This window comes from Nocardia yunnanensis, from assembly GCF_003626895.1.
Lineage (GTDB): Bacteria > Actinomycetota > Actinomycetes > Mycobacteriales > Mycobacteriaceae > Nocardia > Nocardia yunnanensis.
Genome location: NZ_CP032568.1, coordinates 438,790 through 455,612 on the forward strand (window position 1 = coordinate 438,790; position 16,823 = coordinate 455,612).

Consider the following 16,823-nt stretch of genomic DNA (forward strand, 5'->3'; position numbering starts at 1 on the left):
GACTCGCTGGTTCCAGCCCCGTCACTGCGATCGGCCTCCGATGAGAGTCCGAGTTATCGGCGTCACACGGAACCGTATCACCAGCTGGTACGTACCAGTTCAGCAACTGTCTGGACAACGCGGTGCCCCCGCGTGCCGCGGGGACGCCACGCCGGGAACCGGCGGGTCGGATTAATGTTTCGGTATGGGTTTCGGGGGAGAGTCCAGCGGCGGTGACCTGGACGCTCTTGATCGGTTGCTCGCCACCGCGCGCGAGGTTCGAGTCCGGGAGATGCCGGGCGACGCCGCGATCCTGCTCGTGGAACGCGACCCGGTTGCCCTGCGCGCGCTGCGGGATGCCTTGCGCATCGCGGACCTGCCCGGCTGCGTGTGCATGTGCTGGGGTGATGTCGCCCTGGACTTCTTCGACGCCACCGCGATCTTCGACGCCACCGCCCGGCCCCTCACGACGGTGACCTTGCATCACGGCTCGTCGGTGCGCTGGACCGGCTGGGCCCAGGACGCCCTGCTGGCCGACGGCGTGCGCGCGCTGGACTGGCTTGCGGTGCGCGGAGTTTCGACTCCCCTGCGCGAATTCCGGGCCGCCGAGCAGCGCCAGGCCGAGAGCGACCGCACCGCTCGGCTGTGGGTGGCAGCAATCCCCGGTCCCCTCGCACCCTACGCAAACCTCTTCCTGGACACGTCGGCCGTCGGCGGCGGCCTGAGCGGACCCCAGATCGCCGAGGTCCGCGCCTTACTGCTGGCGGCGTACCCCAATCCCGTGGACCGAATCCTGCGTCTCTGCGCCTGGAATGCCGCCGGCACCGGCGCGTACTCCCATTACCCGGCCCACGAACGCATCCCCGCCCAATTCCTCGACCTCGAACATCCCGCCGACTTCGCCCGTGCCGTAGAGGTTTCCGACGCCCCCGGCACCGCCGGCGCGGTCCGCTATCTCCTCTGCTGGGACACCCGGAAACGGCTGCCCGGCCTGTTGACCGCGCTCTCCCCCGCCGCCCGCCGCAAGATCCTGCTCCACGTCCGCGACGCGGATTCCCGCCGCTGGCTCCAACATCGCATCTCCCGCCTGCGGTGAGCCGCGGCATCACTAGCCTGGAGGGCATGGTCGAGTTTCCCGAGAGCAACGTGGGGCCGAAGTTCAAGGGCAAGCGGGTGGGGTACTTCCGCGAGACGGCGGGGTTCGAGCGATATCGGGCGGCCTATGTCGACGGGTTCGAGCAGCTGCCGCAGGTGCGGGAGACGGTCGATGTGCCGACCGGATTCGGGACCGTGCGGGCTTACCGGTTCGGGGCGGGAGACGCTACGCCGCTGGTGTTGTTGCCGGGGCGGCAGGCCGCCACCCCGCTGTGGGCGGCGAATCTGCCGGGGCTGATGGGGGTGCGGCCGGTGATCACGCTGGACCTGCTGGGAGAGCCGGGGGCCAGCGTGCAGACCAAGCCGTTGACCGATGAGGTGGATCAGGCGGCGTGGCTGTCGGAGGCGTTGGCGGCGTTGGAATCTCGGCCGGTGCATGTGCTGGGGGTGTCGATCGGCGGGTGGGCCGCGGCGAATCTGGCGGTGCGCCATCCGGAGCGGGTGGCGTCGCTGATCCTGCTGGATTCGCCGTTCGTGTTCGGCGGGGTGACCTGGAAGATGATCACTGTTTCGCTCGGGGCGGTGTTGCCGGGGATGCCGGACACGTGGCGGAGCAAGCTGCTGAGCTGGATCTCCGGCGGGGTTTCCGCGCCGGAGGAGCTGCCGGAGGGGCGGCTGATCGCGTCGGGGATGAAGGACTTCGCGGCGTATCTGCCGATGACGCAACGGCCTGCCGCGCAGCGGCTTTCGGCGCTCACGATGCCGATTCTCGGCATCTACGGCGGCCGCAGCATCGTACAGAACGCTCGCAAGACCGTGGCTCGGGCGCGAAAGCTGTTGCCCGGCGGGCAGTTCGAGGTGTGGCCGGAGGCTTCGCACGCCATCAACGGGGAGTTTCCGGACGAGATCGCGGCGCGGGTGGCGAAGTTCCTGGGTGCGAGCGACGCCTGAGCGCCCGGCTCAGGGCACCAGGACGGCCCGGCCCCGGATTCGACCGGCGTCCAGGCGGCGCAGGGCTTCGGGCCCCTCGGCCAGGTCGAAGCGTTCGACCTCCATGCGCAGCTTGCCCGCCTGCGCGAGGGCGACGCAGTCGTGCAGGTCGCTTCGCGTGCCGCCCAGCGACTTTCGCACCGACGCGCCCCAGGGCCAGCCCGGGCCGCCGGCGGGCCCGGCGGTGATTTCCGCGGCGCCGCCGCCGAGCCCCACCATGCGGTAGGCGCCATTGGGAGCGACGGTCTCGCAGGCGAGCTTGGCGGTGGCGTCCACGCCCGCGAAGTCGAATACGGCGTCGGCGCCGCGGCCGTCGGTGAGGTCCAGAATGTGCTGGGCGGCATCGGGTCCGGACAGAATGCCGATCTCCGCGCCGCAGTCGGCGGCCAGGTCCAGCTTCTCCTGCGCCTGGTCCACCGCGATCACCCGCACGCCGGAGATGGCGTCGAGGATCTGCACACCGACGTGGCCGAGGCCGCCGATTCCGATGGCGACGGCGGTTCCGCCGGGCCGCAACGCTTCTCGCGCACCGCGAATGGCGTGATAGGCGGTGAGCGCCGCGTCGGCGATCGGCGCGGCCTGCACGAAGTCGAGGTCGCCGATCGGCACGAACGCACTCGCCGGGATGCGCACATACTCCGCCATGCCGCCGGCCATCGTCAGCCCGGGGCAGGGCGGCATGGCCACGCGACCCGCTGCGAGACAGACGTTTTCGTTGCCGCTGACGCATTCGCGGCAGACGCCGCAGGTCCAGAACAGGTAGACGACGCCGCGCTCACCGACCTCCCGGCCGTGCACGTCCGAACCGACGGCCTCGATCGTGCCCGCGATCTCGTGGCCGAGCGTGAGCGGTTCCTCCCGCAACCGGATGGGGAAGTTGACCAGCGTCAGATCGGAATGACAGACCCCCGCCGCGCCCACCCGCACCAGCAGATCACCAGGACCGATCTCGGGCACCGAAATGTCATTGACCCGCACCTCTTCCGGCCCAGTCCACTGCAGTGCGCGCATCGCACTCCCTAACCTCGTACCTATGATCCAGGGCACACGGTAACACTGGCTTTACAGACCGTCTAGCGACTGACGCCGCGTCTATTGAACATCTCGGAACCAGTCCCGGTGACCGGGACGGGTGCCTAGCCTGCCGCGTGACGGGCTCGTCGTGGCGGCTTTACTCGTACTCCTTGACGATCGGCTCCGCGCAGAAGCGTTGCGTCGCTTCGCTATCGCTCAGACCCGAACCGGCGAGGCCCGGGGACGCGATGATCTTGCAGGTGCCGTGAACGTGGCCCGAGGAATCCTGCGACAGGTCGATCTCGACGCGGACTTCATCGTGCAGCTGGGAATTCACGATCTTCATGAAGAGGGCTTCCTTCTCGGCCGCACCGCCCTTCCCGACCGCCGCGATGTATCCGCTGTCGGTGTGTGCTATCTCGATCCCATTGATGACTCCGATTCTGGCGAAATCCGGTGATTGCGTGGTCGATTCGACGGCCCTGTCGCGGTAGACCGCGTAGGTGATCCCGCCGGTCCCACCGCCGATCGGCACCAGCAATTCGTCGCGGCCGTCGGCGTCGATGTCCCGCAGCGTCGGTTCGCCGAACATGAACTGGTTCCCGGTTTCCACCATGGTCCGCTGTTGGGCGTAGTCGGTGTTGTCGACCGCGTCCTTGCCGACCACGTCGATCGCGACGACGCGGGTGTCGCCGCCGGCCGACGTGCGTTCGAGCGTGGTGTGCCGGACGACGAAGGTGTGTCCGGCTCGATCCGCGGAAACCAATCGGCAGTCGGCGGGCAGTCCGGTCCCGGTGTCCTTGACATCACCGCACAGTGGCAGTTTCGCGACCTCGAGTGTCGGTGTTTTCGCGGGCGCGACTGTTGTCGTCACCGGCTGTGTCATCGCCGAGGTTGTCGTCCCGGGCGTGGTCGTAGCGGCCTGCTCGGCCCCACCGCCGGGCCCGCAACCGGCTGCGACCATGACGCATGCTGCGATGGCCACGATCGGCCAGATCCTCCCCATGACAGGAAGATTAGTCGGCGTGAGTCGGCCGGGTCAGACGAAGGCGCGGGCGATGACGGGGGCGACGAATTCGGTGAGCATGGCGCGTTCCTCGTCGGGGTTGCGGCCGGGGGCGGCGAGGAAGGAGACGATGATGCGGGTGAGCCAGCGGGCCAGGCGGCTGCGTTCGGGGTCGGTGAGGGCGGTGGGGGTGAACAGGCCCGCGGCAATGGATTCGATGACGTCGGAGTCCTGGCTGATGCGGCCGGTCGCGCCGGATTCGCCGGGGCGGAACCAGGCGATGAGCAGCGGGTCGGCGCGCACGGCCGCGATGGCCCCGAGCATGGCGGTCACCACCTTCTCGCCCGGGTCCTCGATCGCCGCCACCTGCGCGAACACTTCCGCCGCGATGTGGCGGGTGGCGCGGTGCACGAAGGCCAGCCGCACGGCCTGGCGGTTGTCGAAGTACCGGTAGAGGGTGGCGCGAGAACAGCCGGCCGCCTTGGCGATATCGCCCATGCCGACCGCGGCGACACCCCGCTCGGCGAACAGCCGGGCGGCCGCGTCCAGAATGCGTTCGGCGGCCAGGTCGGCGCGATCGTCGGCCAGCCAGTCTCGGCTCATGGGATATCCCTTCGGTCACTCGCGGGTGCGGCGTCGCGGCCGCGCAACCCGCTCGTTCACACTCTGCCCGTTCGGCGAGCGGGCGACGTCACAGGGGTGCGGACCTGTCGCCGATCAGGTCCCGGTGGGCGGGGCGACATTCGGCCCGACCGTGCACCCTCGGATGCCGCGGCCCGACGCCCGCTAGGCCGTCGCGGTGAACGGGACGGACACCGGCCAGCGCACGTAATTGCCGTGCGACCAGCGGACATTGTCGAGGTCGACGCCGAAATCCGGGCAGCGCGAGAGCAATTCCTCCAACGCGACCCGCGCCTGCATACGCGCGGCGGCCGCGCCCAGGCAGTGGTGGTGGCCGTGGCTGAAGGTCATGATGCGCTTGGGATTGCGGCGCACGTCGAGTTCGGCGGCGGTGGGCCCGAATTCGCGTTCGTCGCGATTGGCCGACCCGTAGAGCAGCAGCACCTTGCGGCCGGCGGGAATGGTGACGCCGTGCAGCTCCACGTCACGGGTCGTGGCGCGAGCCAGTCCCTGCACGGGGGAGGTCATGCGCAGGAATTCCTCGATGGCGTCGGTGATGAGCGCCGGATTCTCCACGAGTACGCGGCGCTGGTCCGGGTTGGCGGTGAGCAATTGCACTGCCCCGCCGAGGTTTCCGGTGGTGGTGTCGTTACCGCCGGTGATCATGGTGAAGGCGAAGCCGAGGATGGCGACGATGCCCTCGTTGTCGCCGTCCGCGCCGAGCCCGGAGGCGAGCAGGTGGGAGATGGTGTCGTCGCCGGGCTCGACGCGCCGGCGCTCGATGAGTTCGGCGAAGTAGGCGGCCAGTTCACCGACCGCGGTGAATCCGTCCTGCCCGCCCGCGGCCAGCCCCGCCCCCTCGACCGCCCCGCCGACGATGCGCTCGGTCCAGCCGTCGAACTTGTCCCAATCCTGTTCCGGCACACCGAGATAGTGCGCCACCACCATGGTGGGCAGCGGCTTGAACAGCTCCTTGACGATATCGCCGCCGCCCGAAGCCCGCAGCCGCTCGATGCGCTCGACGATGAACTTGCGCACGGCGGGTTCCACCGAATTCACCTGCCGCGGCGTGAATCCCGGGGAGACGCGCCGCCGGAAATCGGTGTGCTCGGGCGGGTCCATGAAGACGAACGGTTTGACCGGTCCGAGGATGGCGGACACCAGGTCGGCGTAGTCGACCGTCAGGCCGGAGGCCGAGGAGAAGACTTCGGGGTTCCGGGCGGCCGCGTACACGTCGGCATGCCGGGACAGCACATAGAAGTCGTCGGATTCGTGGCCCTCCGGAATCGACCGGTGGACCGGATCATGGGCGCGCAGTTGGGAATACATGGGGTAGGGATCGCGCCAGGTCTCCCCGGACCGCAGCTCGAATCGCACCGCATGAGACGCCGTTGAACTCATGAACCGACGGTAAGACAAAAGACCATATTTGTCTAGAACTCGTTGCAGAATAGCCCGCATGTACCAGCCGGACCCGTCTACAGCACCCGAAACCGCACCGGGCGAGCCAGCGGCCGACCCGAGTCGTCGAGGTGATGGACCAGATAAGAGCCGCTGGGCAGGGGCTGCCCGGGCGCGTCGGACACCGCACCCACTTGCCGGATACCGGCGATCGGAGCCCCCTTCTCGGGCTCACCGGAATGCCCGGCGACCGGCAATACCACCTCGTCCCGCATCACCCCCGCACCCAGCGTCAACGTCCGGACCGCCGGCGCCGCGGGCACCGCAGCGGTGAATCCGCCGGGATCCGCGTAGACCGCGAGCCGGTGCCCCGCCACGGCCTGCGCGAGTGCGTAGGTGACGACCAGGTCCCGGCCCGGCTCGTACATCGATCGATCCAGCAGTAGGCGATCGAAGGGCGCGGCGTCGTCCGCGGTGATCCCGGGCGCGCCGTTCTCCACGAATCCCCGTACCCGGCAGCGGAATCCAGCGTCCTGCTCGGCGCTCACGGACAGGTCGTACCAGCCCGCTCCGTCGGCCGCGCTGTCGCACGCCAGGTCCCGATGCTCGGTCGCGCCCGCACCGATGTCGATGACCCAGGGACCGTCGTGCCGATAGGCGTTCGCTGTCACCAGCACCGAAACCGGCTGCGCCCCAGCGTTCTCGAACGACCAGGCGATCTTGCGCGCACCCGAGGCCGCCGCGGTGGCGGTGACCCGCAAGCCGGCGCACGGCCCGCGCAGGTCGCCTGCGAACCGGCGCTGGAACCCGTCGGGACCGTACACCGAATAATCGTATCGCCCATCCACGACGGGGAATTCGTATGCGACCGTGCCGCCACCGGAGAGGTCGAACCGGGTCGGGGTGAAGTCCGGCGCGAAAGCGTTGGGATACACCAGGCAATGCGCCGTCGCGCTGCCACCGTTGTCGAGGGTCAGCACCACCCCGCCCCGCTCCCCCGGCGCGCACCGCGCGTGCAACCGGTACGGCAGCGGCACCCGCGCCCGGCTGCCGCTCTGCTGCGCGGGCATCCGCTGCACGAACGGAAGGGGCTGGGCGACACCGGAATCCGGCTGGACGGCACGCGGCTGCGCCTCGGGCAGGAAGAGTGTGCGCCGCGCGCCGAAGTCGAACAGCGAGGACAGATCCCCGCACAGCTGCCGCCGCCACGGGCTGATATTCGGTTCGGCCACACCGGTGACCCGCTCGAGAAAGCGCAGCACCGAGGTGTGGTCGAACAGTTCCGAGCACACCGCCTGTTTGCTCCACGGCGACACCACGATCGCGGGCGTGCGCGCACCCAGCCCGACCGGATGGCTCCCGAAGTACTCACCGCTCGCGCCGACCGGCGGGGTCGGGGCCGGGATGTGATCGAAATAGCCGTCGTTCTCGTCGTAGTTGAGGATGAAGACGGTCTTGTTCCACACGTCCGGGTGTTCCGCGAGCGCCTCGAGCACCCCGTGCACCAGCGCCTGACCGTTGCGCGGGCCCATCACCGGATGCTCGCAGTCGACGTAGGGTGCGACGATCCACGACACCGTCGGCAGCCGTCCCGTGGCCACATCGGCGCGGAAGGACTCGACCAGCGTCCCCTCGCGAGCGCGCAGCAATCCGCGCTCCACCAAAGCGCGCTGCCGCGTGGACAATTCGTCCAACCCACGCTTCAGATCCGCGGCGTACGCGGGCTCCAGGCTCGGATCCCGTTGCAGGTCAATGTAATAGCGGAAGAAGTTCTCGAAGGCGACGCCGCGTCCGCCATTGGTGTACTTCAGCGCGGCGCGGGCGGCCTCCCGGAACGGCAGGAAGAAGTCCAGCGCGTTGTCGGTGTAGTTGTCCCACTCCTGATAGACCCGCCAGCCGATGCCGCGCTCCTGCAGCCGTTCGGCATACGTGGTCCAGGGCAGCCCGAAGATGACGTCGTTGACGTAGCGTCCGGCATCGGGTCCCAGCAGCGCGTCGTACAGAAACAGATTGCCGGTGCGCGGCGCGACCAGACCGGTCAGCGCCTCGGCGACGGAATGCGGTAGCGCACCGGTCATTCCGTGCACCAGGCCCAGCGCGGCGTCCACGATCCCGGTCACCGGCAGACTGCGCATCCAGCGCAGTTTCATATCGTCGGCGAACAGCGAGACCTGCAACGATTCCGCGAAATTGTCCAGTGCCAGCGGGTTTTTCACGGTGCCGCTGAACAGGTACATGCGGTTGGGGTCGGTGGGGCCGTTCACCGAGCAGTGGTAGGCGTCGCACACCGTGAACGCCTGCGCGAGCTGGTAGTAGAAGCCGAGGCAGTCGCGGTCGTAGCCGACCATGGTGCCCTCGCCCTTGGCGGCGATCCAGCCGTCGTGCCGACCGCCGGCGAACGCGTCGTGGCCGGTGCGGGTGCCGTGATCGGTGCCGTCGATGTTCTGCAGGGTGGTCAGGTACGGCAGCACGGTGCGTCCGCCGTCGGGCTGATGGAACACCGAACGCCCGGTGGACAGCTGCAGCGCGTTGAGGTCGGCGTACCCGCGCACCCCCGGCATGCCGCCGAAGTAGTGGTCGAAGGAACGGTTCTCCTGCATGAGGATCACCACGTGCTCGATCCGGTCCCAGCCGCCCGGCGGGGCGGGCTCGGCCCAGGCCTGCACCAGGCTCGGCGGGAGCAGTGACATCGCTCCGGCCGCGCCACCCAGCTGCGCGGCGTGCTTCAGAAAGCGCCTCCGATCCATGATCTCCCCTGTGAGCATTGGAGCGGCTATCTGCGAGGATCGCCGACCGAGCTTGGGGGTTCGTGGCGGTGAGGGGGTTCACCGATGAAGGGTCAGTTAATCGTTGGTGCGTATCAGAACGAATACCAGTTCGGTGTCGCCGATGCGCAGCAGCGCGCCGTCGCGGAGCAAGGCGCTGTCGGTCACGCGCACACCGTCGACGAAGACGCCGTTGGAGGATTGCAGATCCTTGACCGCCCAGGTGTGGCCGTTGTCGATGAGCAGCGCGTGATGGCGGCTGACCCGGCCGTCGGGCAAGGCGATGTCGTTGTCGGACAGGCGGCCGATGCGGGTGGTGGAGCCGATCACCGGGTAGATATGGCCGAAGCGGTCGCGCAACAGCGCCTGGGGTTCGTGCCAGCTGCGATCCACGATCGTGGTGGCGCGGGTGGCCGAGGCCGCGCCGACCGCGCGCACGCTCAGCGGATCCTGGCGCAGGATGCGTGATTCCAGCTCCCGGATGCGGTGCCCGGGATCGATGCCGAGCTCCTCGGCGAGAATGCCGCGCAACCGCCGGGCCGCCTCCAGCGCGTCGGACTGTCGGCCGGTCAGGTAGAGCGCGGTGATCAGCTGCTCCCAGAGCGATTCGCGCAGTGGATGATCGCGCACCAGCAGCGAGAGCTCCGGCACCACGTTCTCAGCGCGGCCCAGCGCGATCTCGGATTCGGCGCGAGCCTCGATGACCCCGATGCGTTCGTCGTCGAGGGCGACCGCGTAGGCGTCGGCGAACCCGAGCCCGCGCAGATCCGATAGCACCGGGCCGCGCCATTGGGCGAGAGCATCGGAGAGGGTGTCGGCAGCGGCGGTGAAGCGGCCGGCGGCGAGGGCGCGCAGACCGTTCTCCCGGCGGGCACGGAAGCGGAAGACATCGCACGCCGTGTCCGGAACGACGATGCGGTAGCCGGTGCCCATGTGCCGTAGCACGGTGCGGGCGTCGATGCCCCCGTCGCGCAGGGGTTTACGCAGGTTGGAGACGATGGCGTGCAGGCTGACCCGCACATCCGGCGGCGGATTGTCCTCCCAGACCGCGCTGGCGAGCGCGTCCACCGACACCGGCCGATTCGCATTGATGGCCAGATACGCCAACACCGCGCGCTGTTTGGGTCCGCCCAACTGCTGCTCCACCCCGTCGATGGTCAGCTGCACCGGCCCGAGCATCCCCACCTGAGCCCGCACCTCGCCCATAGCCGACCTCCCGCCGGGCCTGGATTCCCGCCCGCCACTGTAACTTTCCACAGCCCGCCCCACCCCTCACATCCGCCGAATCCTCTCCCGACCAGGTCGCTCCCCAATCCCATTTCGTTCCACCGGCCGGTGAGAATGCAACAGTGCAGGCATCCCCCGAGAGGACGCCTGCACTGTTGCATTGTGAGCGGGGATTACGGGGTGAGGGTGTAGAGGTCGACTGTGCCGATCTTGGTGACGGGGTAGGTGGATTTGACCCAGGCGGCGATTTGGGCGGCGGGGGACTCGGGGTCGGAGTTGCCCCAGCCGCCGGAGTTGCCGGGCTGGCCCTGCTGGGGTGTGTCGCCGGGCTGCTGGGAGTTGTTGCTGCCGGGCGCGGAGTTGTTGCCGCCGGGCGCGGAGTTGTTGCTGCCCTGGGGGTTTCGTTGCTCGCGTTGGCGGATCAGGTAGTAGCCGATCTTGTGGTCGGCGACGTACTGCTGGAATTCGGCGAGGGTGGGGGACGGGTCGCGGCCGCTGAAGCCGCCGACCGCGAGCAGCGCCTTGCCCGTGGACAATTCGAGGGCGCTGACATCCTGGGCGCCCTGGGCGGCGGCGGCCCAGGGGGCGTCGCTGCCCTCGATGAGGGCGACGATCCGCGGGTCGGAGACCCCGCGCTGCGGGCCGCCCGGTCCGGGGCCGTCATCGCCGCCGCGGGCGGGACCGGCGGTGGGGCTGCCGCCGAGCTGCGGCTGGGTGAGCGTCTCGAGGGTGTAGGCGGTGGGGGCGAGCAGGCCGGCGACGAGCGCGAAAAGGCCGATGGCGACGGCGAATCGGGGCAGTTGCGGCGCGATGAGCAAGGCCGCGGCGGCGAGCACCGCGAGTGCGACCACGGTCCAGCGCAGCCACGGCAGCCAGTCGGGGGTCTGGCGCAGCAGCACGAACGCCCAGATACCGGTGAGCGATGACATCAGCGCGAGGGTGGCGCGAGCCGCGGGATGGGTACGGCGCTGCCACAATTGGGTCGCGCCGATGCCGATCAGGGCCGCGATCGCGGGGGCGAGCTCCATCGAATAGTACGAGTGGAAGCTGCGGCTCATGGTGCTGAGCACCGCCGCCGTCACCAGCAGCCAGCCGCCCCACAGCAGCAGCCCGCCGCGCACGCGGTCGGTGCGCGGGAGCGCGCGGGTCAGCCACAGTCCGGCGATCAGGGCGATCAGCGCGGCGGGCAGCAGCCAGGAGAACTCGGTGGCGAGCTCACCGTGGAACAGGCGGGTGAGGCCGGGCTGCGAACCGAAACCGCCGAAGCCGCCGTGCGTCTGGGTGGCGTGCTGTGCCGGATCGGGGACGCCGGTCGGCGTGGCCGCGCCGGTGGGCACGGGCGTATCGGTGAGCGCCGGGGCGGGCCGATGGCCGCCGCCGTTCTTGTTGCCCAGCACGCGACCGAGACCGTTGTAGTCGACGGCCAACTCCCACAGGCTGTTGCTGGTGGACCCGCCGATGTAGGGCCGGGAGCCGGCGGGCCACAGCTCGACCAACGCCACGTACCAGCCGGCCGACAGCACCAGCGCCACGCCCGCGGACGCCAATTGCCCGATGCGCGTACGCCATCCGCCAGCACCGGCCACCAGCACCACCAGGGCCAGACCGGGCAGCACCAGGAACGCCTGCATCATCTTGGCCAGGAAGCCGAAGCCCATGAGCACGCCCGCCCCGACCAGCCAACCGGTGCCGGCCGACCACAGCCGCTCACCGCGGGCGTCGATGGCGCGGACCGTGCAGTAGGCGGCGGCCACCAGCAGCAGGAGCATGCAGGCATCGGGGTTGTTGAACCGGAACATCATGGCCGCCACGGGGGTTACCGCGAGGCCCGCGCCCGCGATCAGCCCGGCGGCCGGTCCGGCCCAGCGTCGCACCGCGGCGATGAGCAGGGCCACCGCGGCCACGCCCATGAGGGCCTGCGGGGCGAACATGGACCAGGAGTTGAAGCCGAAGATGCGGCCGGACAAGCCCATTGCCCACAGGGCGGCGGGCGGTTTGTCGACGGTGATGGCATTGTGCGGATCCAGCGAGGCGAACAGCAGCGCCTTCCAGCTCTGCGTGCCGGACTGGACGGCCGCGGCGTAATAGCCGTTGCCCCAGCCCGCGCCGCCGAGGCCCCACAGGTTGATGATCGCGGTGGCGATCAGGAGTGCCAGGGTGGCCGGGCGTTCCCAGCGAGGCCGCCCGGGCGGGGCGAGGAATGTCGACCACCGCGACGTGTCTCGCGCCGGTTTCTCGATGTCGCCGGAGGATCCTGCCTCGCCCCCGGCCGCTGCGAGACCGTGCTCGGTAGACCCCGCATCGCCCGCGACACTGATGGTCGACATGCCACCTGCCTTCCTTTGTTCCCCGATTCCCACACTGACGCGCGGAGCCTATGTGCTCGTTCCGGCACCGACCTTCAGGGCGGCTGGGAGTTCCCTGTGAGCGGAGAAAGGTCCGGTGAGCAGGGGAAACGGCGTCGAGGAGGCGGTGGTGGCGTGGCGCTTCAGTGAGTAGCGGGCAGGGTGAAGGCGGCCGTGCGGACCTGGTCGCCGTGCTTGAAATCCAGGAACAGGCGGTAGGTGCCGCGGCCGGGAACCGCGGTGTGGAAGGTGATTTCGGGGCCGGGCGCGGTGACGCCGTCGCCGGGTTCGCCGTTCGGGTGCACGTGGACGTAGGCCAGGTCACCGGCGCGCAGGATGACCAGGTGCCCGTAGGCGGCCAGGTAGGGCTGGAGGTCGGTGACGGGTGCGCCGTCCTTGCGCACGGTCAGGGTGAGCAAACGTCCTTCTCCCGCAACGAGATCGCCGTCGAGGGTGACGTCGTAGCCGTCCACGGTGACGGTGCGCTCCGGCTGCGGCGCGGTGCCGGGCCGGTAGTCGCCGGCAATGGCGAAATCCGCGCCGAGGGTGATGGTCGTGCCGAGGGCGCGCGGCGCGATATCGGTGAAGGCGCGGTACGCCCCCGCCTCGGGCAGGGTGAGGCGGACGGTCCAGGTGCCGTCGGCCTGCCGCTGCGGGTGCACGTGCCAGAAGCCGGTCAACTCGCGCCGCACGACGATCAGGTGCAGTTCCTTGTCGTGGATGGCGTCGAATTCGGTGACGGGCGCGCCGTCCGGGCCGAGGATGCGGAAGCGGAACTCGATTTCGCCTGCGGCGACGATCTTTTCGGCGAGGTCGAGGGTGTAGCCGTCCTGGGTGATCTGCAACCCACCCGGCAGTCCGGCACCGTGGCCCGCGTGCGCGGCATGGTCCGCGTGCTCGACATGACCCGCGTGTTCCGCGTGTTCCGCGTGCGCGGCATGGTCCGCGTGCTGGGCATGACCCGCGTGCGCAGCGTGTTGGGCGTGGCCCGCGTGCGCAGCGTGCTGGGCATGGTCCGCGTGCGCAGCGTGCTGGGCATGGTCCGCATGCTGGGCGTGCGCAGCGTGCTCGGCGTGAGCGTTGTGTTCGGCGTGCGCTGCGTGATCGTGGTGGCCGACGTGGGCTTGGGTGGTCATTTTCTTGTCCTCTCAACCGCTTTCGTGCCTTACAAAGGATCAAGTTAATACCCCCTAGGGGTATCCGCAAGACCATGTGGCGTGAACCAGGTCACGTCAACCGCCCCCGGGTTCGGATCACGCTGACGGCAACCGTGGCCCCGCGGCCTCGGTTCGACGATCGTCCAACTATGGCGAGCGAGAGCGAAGACCGAACGGGCCTGTTCGCGTTGGGAATCGAACTCGACGGGGCGTTCACGCACCCCGTCGCATGGCGAGCGCGGGTGCAGGCCGCCGAGAACGCCGGGTTCACCTTCGCGACCTTCGGCGACTCCCTCGACCCACCCGAATCCGGCGCCCGGCTGGACGCCACCGTGCGCGCGGGTTTCGTCGCGGCCACCACCAGCACCCTCGGATTGGTCCCGGTGATCGCGGCGACCTACGCCGAACCGTTCCATCTCGCCTCACAACTCGCGACCCTGGACTACGCCTCGCGCGGACGCGCCGGATGGCTGGCCGCCGACGATCCGGCGACCGCGCGGGCATGGGGAGCCGCCCCGCGGACCACGGCTGCGGAGATTCGCCGGGAGCGTGTGGATTCCATCGAAGTCGCACGGCGGCTGTGGGATTCATGGGAAGACGACGCGGTGATCCGCGACTTCGCCGCGGGCAAATTCCTCGACCGCGACAAACTGCACCACATCGACTTCATCGGCGAGACCTTCGCCGTGAAGGGGCCCGCCATCGTGCCGCGCCCGCCGCAGGGCCAGGTGGTCGTCTTCGGTTACGGCACAGGCGAATCCGAGGGCATCGACGTCGCCCTGGTCAGCGGCGCGACGACAGAGGCGGCGACCACGGCGATCGAGACCGCGCGCGCCGCCGGAATCTCCCGCGTCCTGGTAGATATCGCGATCACCCTCGACGACCCGGCCGCGCCAGCGCGAGAGCACCCCGCCGCGTCAGCACGAGAGCACCCGTCCCCGTCAGAGCACCCCACCGCGCCAACGCAAGAGCACCCCACCGCGCCAACGCAAGAGCACCCCACCGCGCCAACGCAAGAGCACCCCACCGCGTCAGCACGAGAGCACCCCGCCGCGTCAGGGCGAGTGCACCACGCCGAACTCGACCAGCGGCCCGATGCCGAACGGTCCGTCGGCACCGATTCCTCTGGCCGCCTGACTTTTTCGGGCACCGCCGCCGATCTGGTCGGCCTCCTCACCCAGCTCTCGGAGGTCGCCGACGGCGTCCGCCTGCACCCGACCGCGGTCGACGCCGACCTCCCCGTCCTCGCCCACTACGTCCTGCCCGCGCTGCTGCGTTCCGGCCTCGCCCACCGCCCGGTGCCGGGGTCGACCTTGCGCGCGAATCTGGGCTTGCCTCGTCCCGCCAACCGCTACGCGAAGGAGCTCGCGCGATGACCGAGGTCCCGTTCCCCGACGCCCAGGTGCATTTCGGCGTTTTCTTCCAGGGCGTCAATCACCATACGATCTGGACGGATTCGGCCAGCGGGTCGCAGATCGACTTCGAGACCTTCCGGCGCGTCGCCACCACCGCCGAGCGCGGCCTGTTCGACGCCTTCTTCCTGGGCGAGGGGCTGCGGCTGCGCGAACAGGACGGGCAGCTGCTGGACACCGATATCGCCGGGCGGCCCGACGCCATCACGCAATTGGCGGCGCTGGCCGGGATCACCGATCGCCTCGGGCTGGTGGCCACGCAGAACGCCACCTACAACGAGCCCGCGGATCTGGCGCGGCGGCTGGCGAGCCTGGATGTGCTGTCCGGCGGCCGGGCCGGGTGGAATGTGGTGACCACCGACAATGCCTGGACCGGCGCGAATTTCCGCCGCGGCGGGTTTCTCGAGCACGCGCAGCGCTACGAGCGCGCCGCCGAATTCCTCGCTCTCGCACGGGAGATCTGGGACGCCTGGTCCGAGACCGAGGCGCGCGCCGTCGAGCGGGACAGCGCGCAGTTCCGGGTGCGGATCACCCCGACGGTCCCGCGCAGCGCGCAGGGACATCCGGTGATCTTCCAGGCCGGCGTCTCCCCCGCCGGTCGTGATTTCGCGGCCGCGCAGGCGGAAGTCATCTTCTCCCCCTTCGGAACTCACTTCGAGCCGGCGCGGGAGTTCGCCGACGATATTCGCGCGCGCCTGGTGGCGGCGGGCCGGCCAGCCGACGACATCCGGATCCTGCCCGGCACCCAGATCGTGCTGGCGGAGAACACCGCCGAGGTCGAGGAGAAGAAGCGCTGGGTGCTCGAGCAGCAGATCACCGGGGCGACCGCGCTGTCGCTGGCGGGGCAGGTGTGGGGGCGCGACCTGTCACACTTGGATCCGGACGGTCCGCTGCCGTCGGAAGACCCTGAGGCATCGGCGATCTCGTCCACCCGGGGTGCACAGCGCGACGGGCAGGATCGGGCGGCCGTAGTCGCGCAGTGGCGGTCCCTGGCCGACGCCAAGGGGCTCACCCTGCGGCAGGTGGCGGTGGAGACCACGGCCCGTTTCGGTTTCGCGGGCACGCCCGGTCAGGTCGCGGACGAGCTGACCCGCTGGGTCCGGCACGGCGCGAGCCACGGCTTCAATATCACCCCCTATCAGGTGCCGACCGGTCTCGACGAGATCGTGGAGTTGCTGATTCCCGAACTCCAGGACCGCGGTTCGTATCGGACGGCGTATACCGGGACAACCCTCCGCGAACATCTCGGTCTTCGCCCGCCGCTGTCTCACCGCTGAACCCTGGCGCGTCGCCGCGCCCGCTACGCCTCGAATCGCTCCGGCAGATTCCCGGCGGCGTAGCGGGCGTAGGTGTTCTCCGGGGACACCGTGATGACGTCGGCCACCGCCACCAGTTCGGCCGGAACGTGGCCGCCGTCGAAGTGCTCCACGCTGGGCACGATGACGGCGTCGAGGGCGAGCCGGGAGATGAGTACGCGCAGTCGATGGACCGGTCGGTCGGTCCACGGACCGAAGACGACAGTCTTGCGCAGGTCGTAGCCGAGCCGATGCGCCATGATGCGAATCCGCGCCTCATCCCATTGCTGTCGTTCGCCGGAAATGTCGCTCCGCAACCATCCGATGGCGTGGGGTTCCGATGTCATGGCTATCCCTCAGGGGTTTTCACTGCCGGCGACTGTGCCGACTTCAACGTTGGTCCACCCGACGCCCCGGATCGATGGCGTGCGATGGGGAAAGTACGGGGCAAATCGGGGTCATGACGGCGCGGCAAATCTGTGGAAGACCTATTCTCGGAACAGGTCCAGCAGAGAG

Annotated in this window: 14 protein-coding genes; 5 read left to right on the plus strand and 9 right to left on the minus strand. The window is 69.5% G+C overall.

Features of this window, described 5'->3' with window-relative positions:
• Positions 1-184 precede the first annotated feature (184 nt).
• Together D7D52_RS01990 and D7D52_RS01995 are read left to right on the plus strand one after the other, a co-directional pair.
• Positions 185-1,075 carry a hypothetical protein gene (locus D7D52_RS01990; protein ID WP_120734784.1) on the plus strand — a complete coding sequence of 297 codons (891 nt, stop codon included), beginning with the start codon at positions 185-187 and terminating at the stop codon, positions 1,073-1,075.
• Between the two features lie 26 nt (positions 1,076-1,101).
• Positions 1,102-2,025, plus strand: coding sequence for an alpha/beta fold hydrolase (locus D7D52_RS01995; protein WP_120743723.1), 924 nt, complete (start codon positions 1,102-1,104; stop codon positions 2,023-2,025).
• Between the two features lie 9 nt (positions 2,026-2,034).
• Here the strand turns inward: D7D52_RS01995 and D7D52_RS02000 are convergent, their stop codons facing one another.
• The 8 genes from D7D52_RS02000 to D7D52_RS02035 all read right to left on the minus strand — a co-directional run bounded on the left by D7D52_RS02000 (position 2,035) and on the right by D7D52_RS02035 (position 13,288).
• Positions 2,035-3,075 carry an NAD(P)-dependent alcohol dehydrogenase gene (locus tag D7D52_RS02000; protein ID WP_120734785.1) on the minus strand — a complete coding sequence of 347 codons (1,041 nt, stop codon included), beginning with the start codon at positions 3,073-3,075 and terminating at the stop codon, positions 2,035-2,037.
• A gap of 160 nt (positions 3,076-3,235) precedes the next feature.
• The gene (locus tag D7D52_RS02005) at positions 3,236-4,084 is read right to left on the minus strand and encodes a hypothetical protein (RefSeq protein WP_162958127.1); all 849 of its coding nucleotides are present in this window, start codon (positions 4,082-4,084) and stop codon (positions 3,236-3,238) included.
• 33 nt (positions 4,085-4,117) lie between these two features.
• Complete coding sequence (locus D7D52_RS02010) at positions 4,118-4,687, minus strand: TetR/AcrR family transcriptional regulator (protein ID WP_120734787.1); 570 nt, start codon at positions 4,685-4,687, stop codon at positions 4,118-4,120.
• A 183-nt stretch (positions 4,688-4,870) separates the two neighbouring features.
• Complete coding sequence (locus tag D7D52_RS02015; protein WP_120734788.1) at positions 4,871-6,106, minus strand: cytochrome P450; 1,236 nt, start codon at positions 6,104-6,106, stop codon at positions 4,871-4,873.
• A gap of 77 nt (positions 6,107-6,183) precedes the next feature.
• Positions 6,184-8,853, minus strand: a complete 2,670-nt coding sequence (locus D7D52_RS02020) for an alkaline phosphatase family protein (protein ID WP_162958128.1) — start codon at positions 8,851-8,853, stop codon at positions 6,184-6,186.
• A gap of 96 nt (positions 8,854-8,949) precedes the next feature.
• Complete coding sequence (locus D7D52_RS02025) at positions 8,950-10,077, minus strand: BTAD domain-containing putative transcriptional regulator (protein ID WP_120734790.1); 1,128 nt, start codon at positions 10,075-10,077, stop codon at positions 8,950-8,952.
• A gap of 194 nt (positions 10,078-10,271) precedes the next feature.
• Positions 10,272-12,425, minus strand: a complete 2,154-nt coding sequence (locus D7D52_RS02030) for a glycosyltransferase family 39 protein (protein ID WP_120734791.1) — start codon at positions 12,423-12,425, stop codon at positions 10,272-10,274.
• A 161-nt stretch (positions 12,426-12,586) separates the two neighbouring features.
• A complete protein-coding gene (locus tag D7D52_RS02035; RefSeq protein WP_246023595.1) occupies positions 12,587-13,288 on the minus strand; it encodes a hypothetical protein in 702 nt (233 codons plus the stop codon).
• A gap of 30 nt (positions 13,289-13,318) precedes the next feature.
• On the opposite strand from D7D52_RS02035, the gene D7D52_RS38945 reads away from it, so the two are divergent.
• The 3 genes from D7D52_RS38945 (at position 13,319) to D7D52_RS02050 (ending at position 16,289) form a co-directional block, all read left to right on the plus strand.
• A complete protein-coding gene (locus D7D52_RS38945; RefSeq protein WP_246023596.1) occupies positions 13,319-13,627 on the plus strand; it encodes a hypothetical protein in 309 nt (102 codons plus the stop codon).
• A 122-nt stretch (positions 13,628-13,749) separates the two neighbouring features.
• Entirely contained in the window at positions 13,750-14,976 is a 1,227-nt protein-coding gene (locus D7D52_RS38950; RefSeq protein ID WP_246023597.1) for an LLM class flavin-dependent oxidoreductase, read from the plus strand.
• Positions 14,973-16,289 (plus strand): NtaA/DmoA family FMN-dependent monooxygenase, encoded by a 1,317-nt coding sequence (locus tag D7D52_RS02050; protein ID WP_120734793.1) that lies wholly within the window; start codon positions 14,973-14,975, stop codon positions 16,287-16,289. The genes D7D52_RS38950 and D7D52_RS02050 overlap by 4 nt, the downstream gene beginning before the upstream one ends.
• 23 nt (positions 16,290-16,312) lie before the next feature.
• Here D7D52_RS02050 and D7D52_RS02055 read toward each other — a convergent pair whose 3' ends face one another.
• Positions 16,313-16,654, minus strand: a complete 342-nt coding sequence (locus tag D7D52_RS02055) for a hypothetical protein (protein WP_120734794.1) — start codon at positions 16,652-16,654, stop codon at positions 16,313-16,315.
• Positions 16,655-16,823 lie beyond the last annotated feature (169 nt).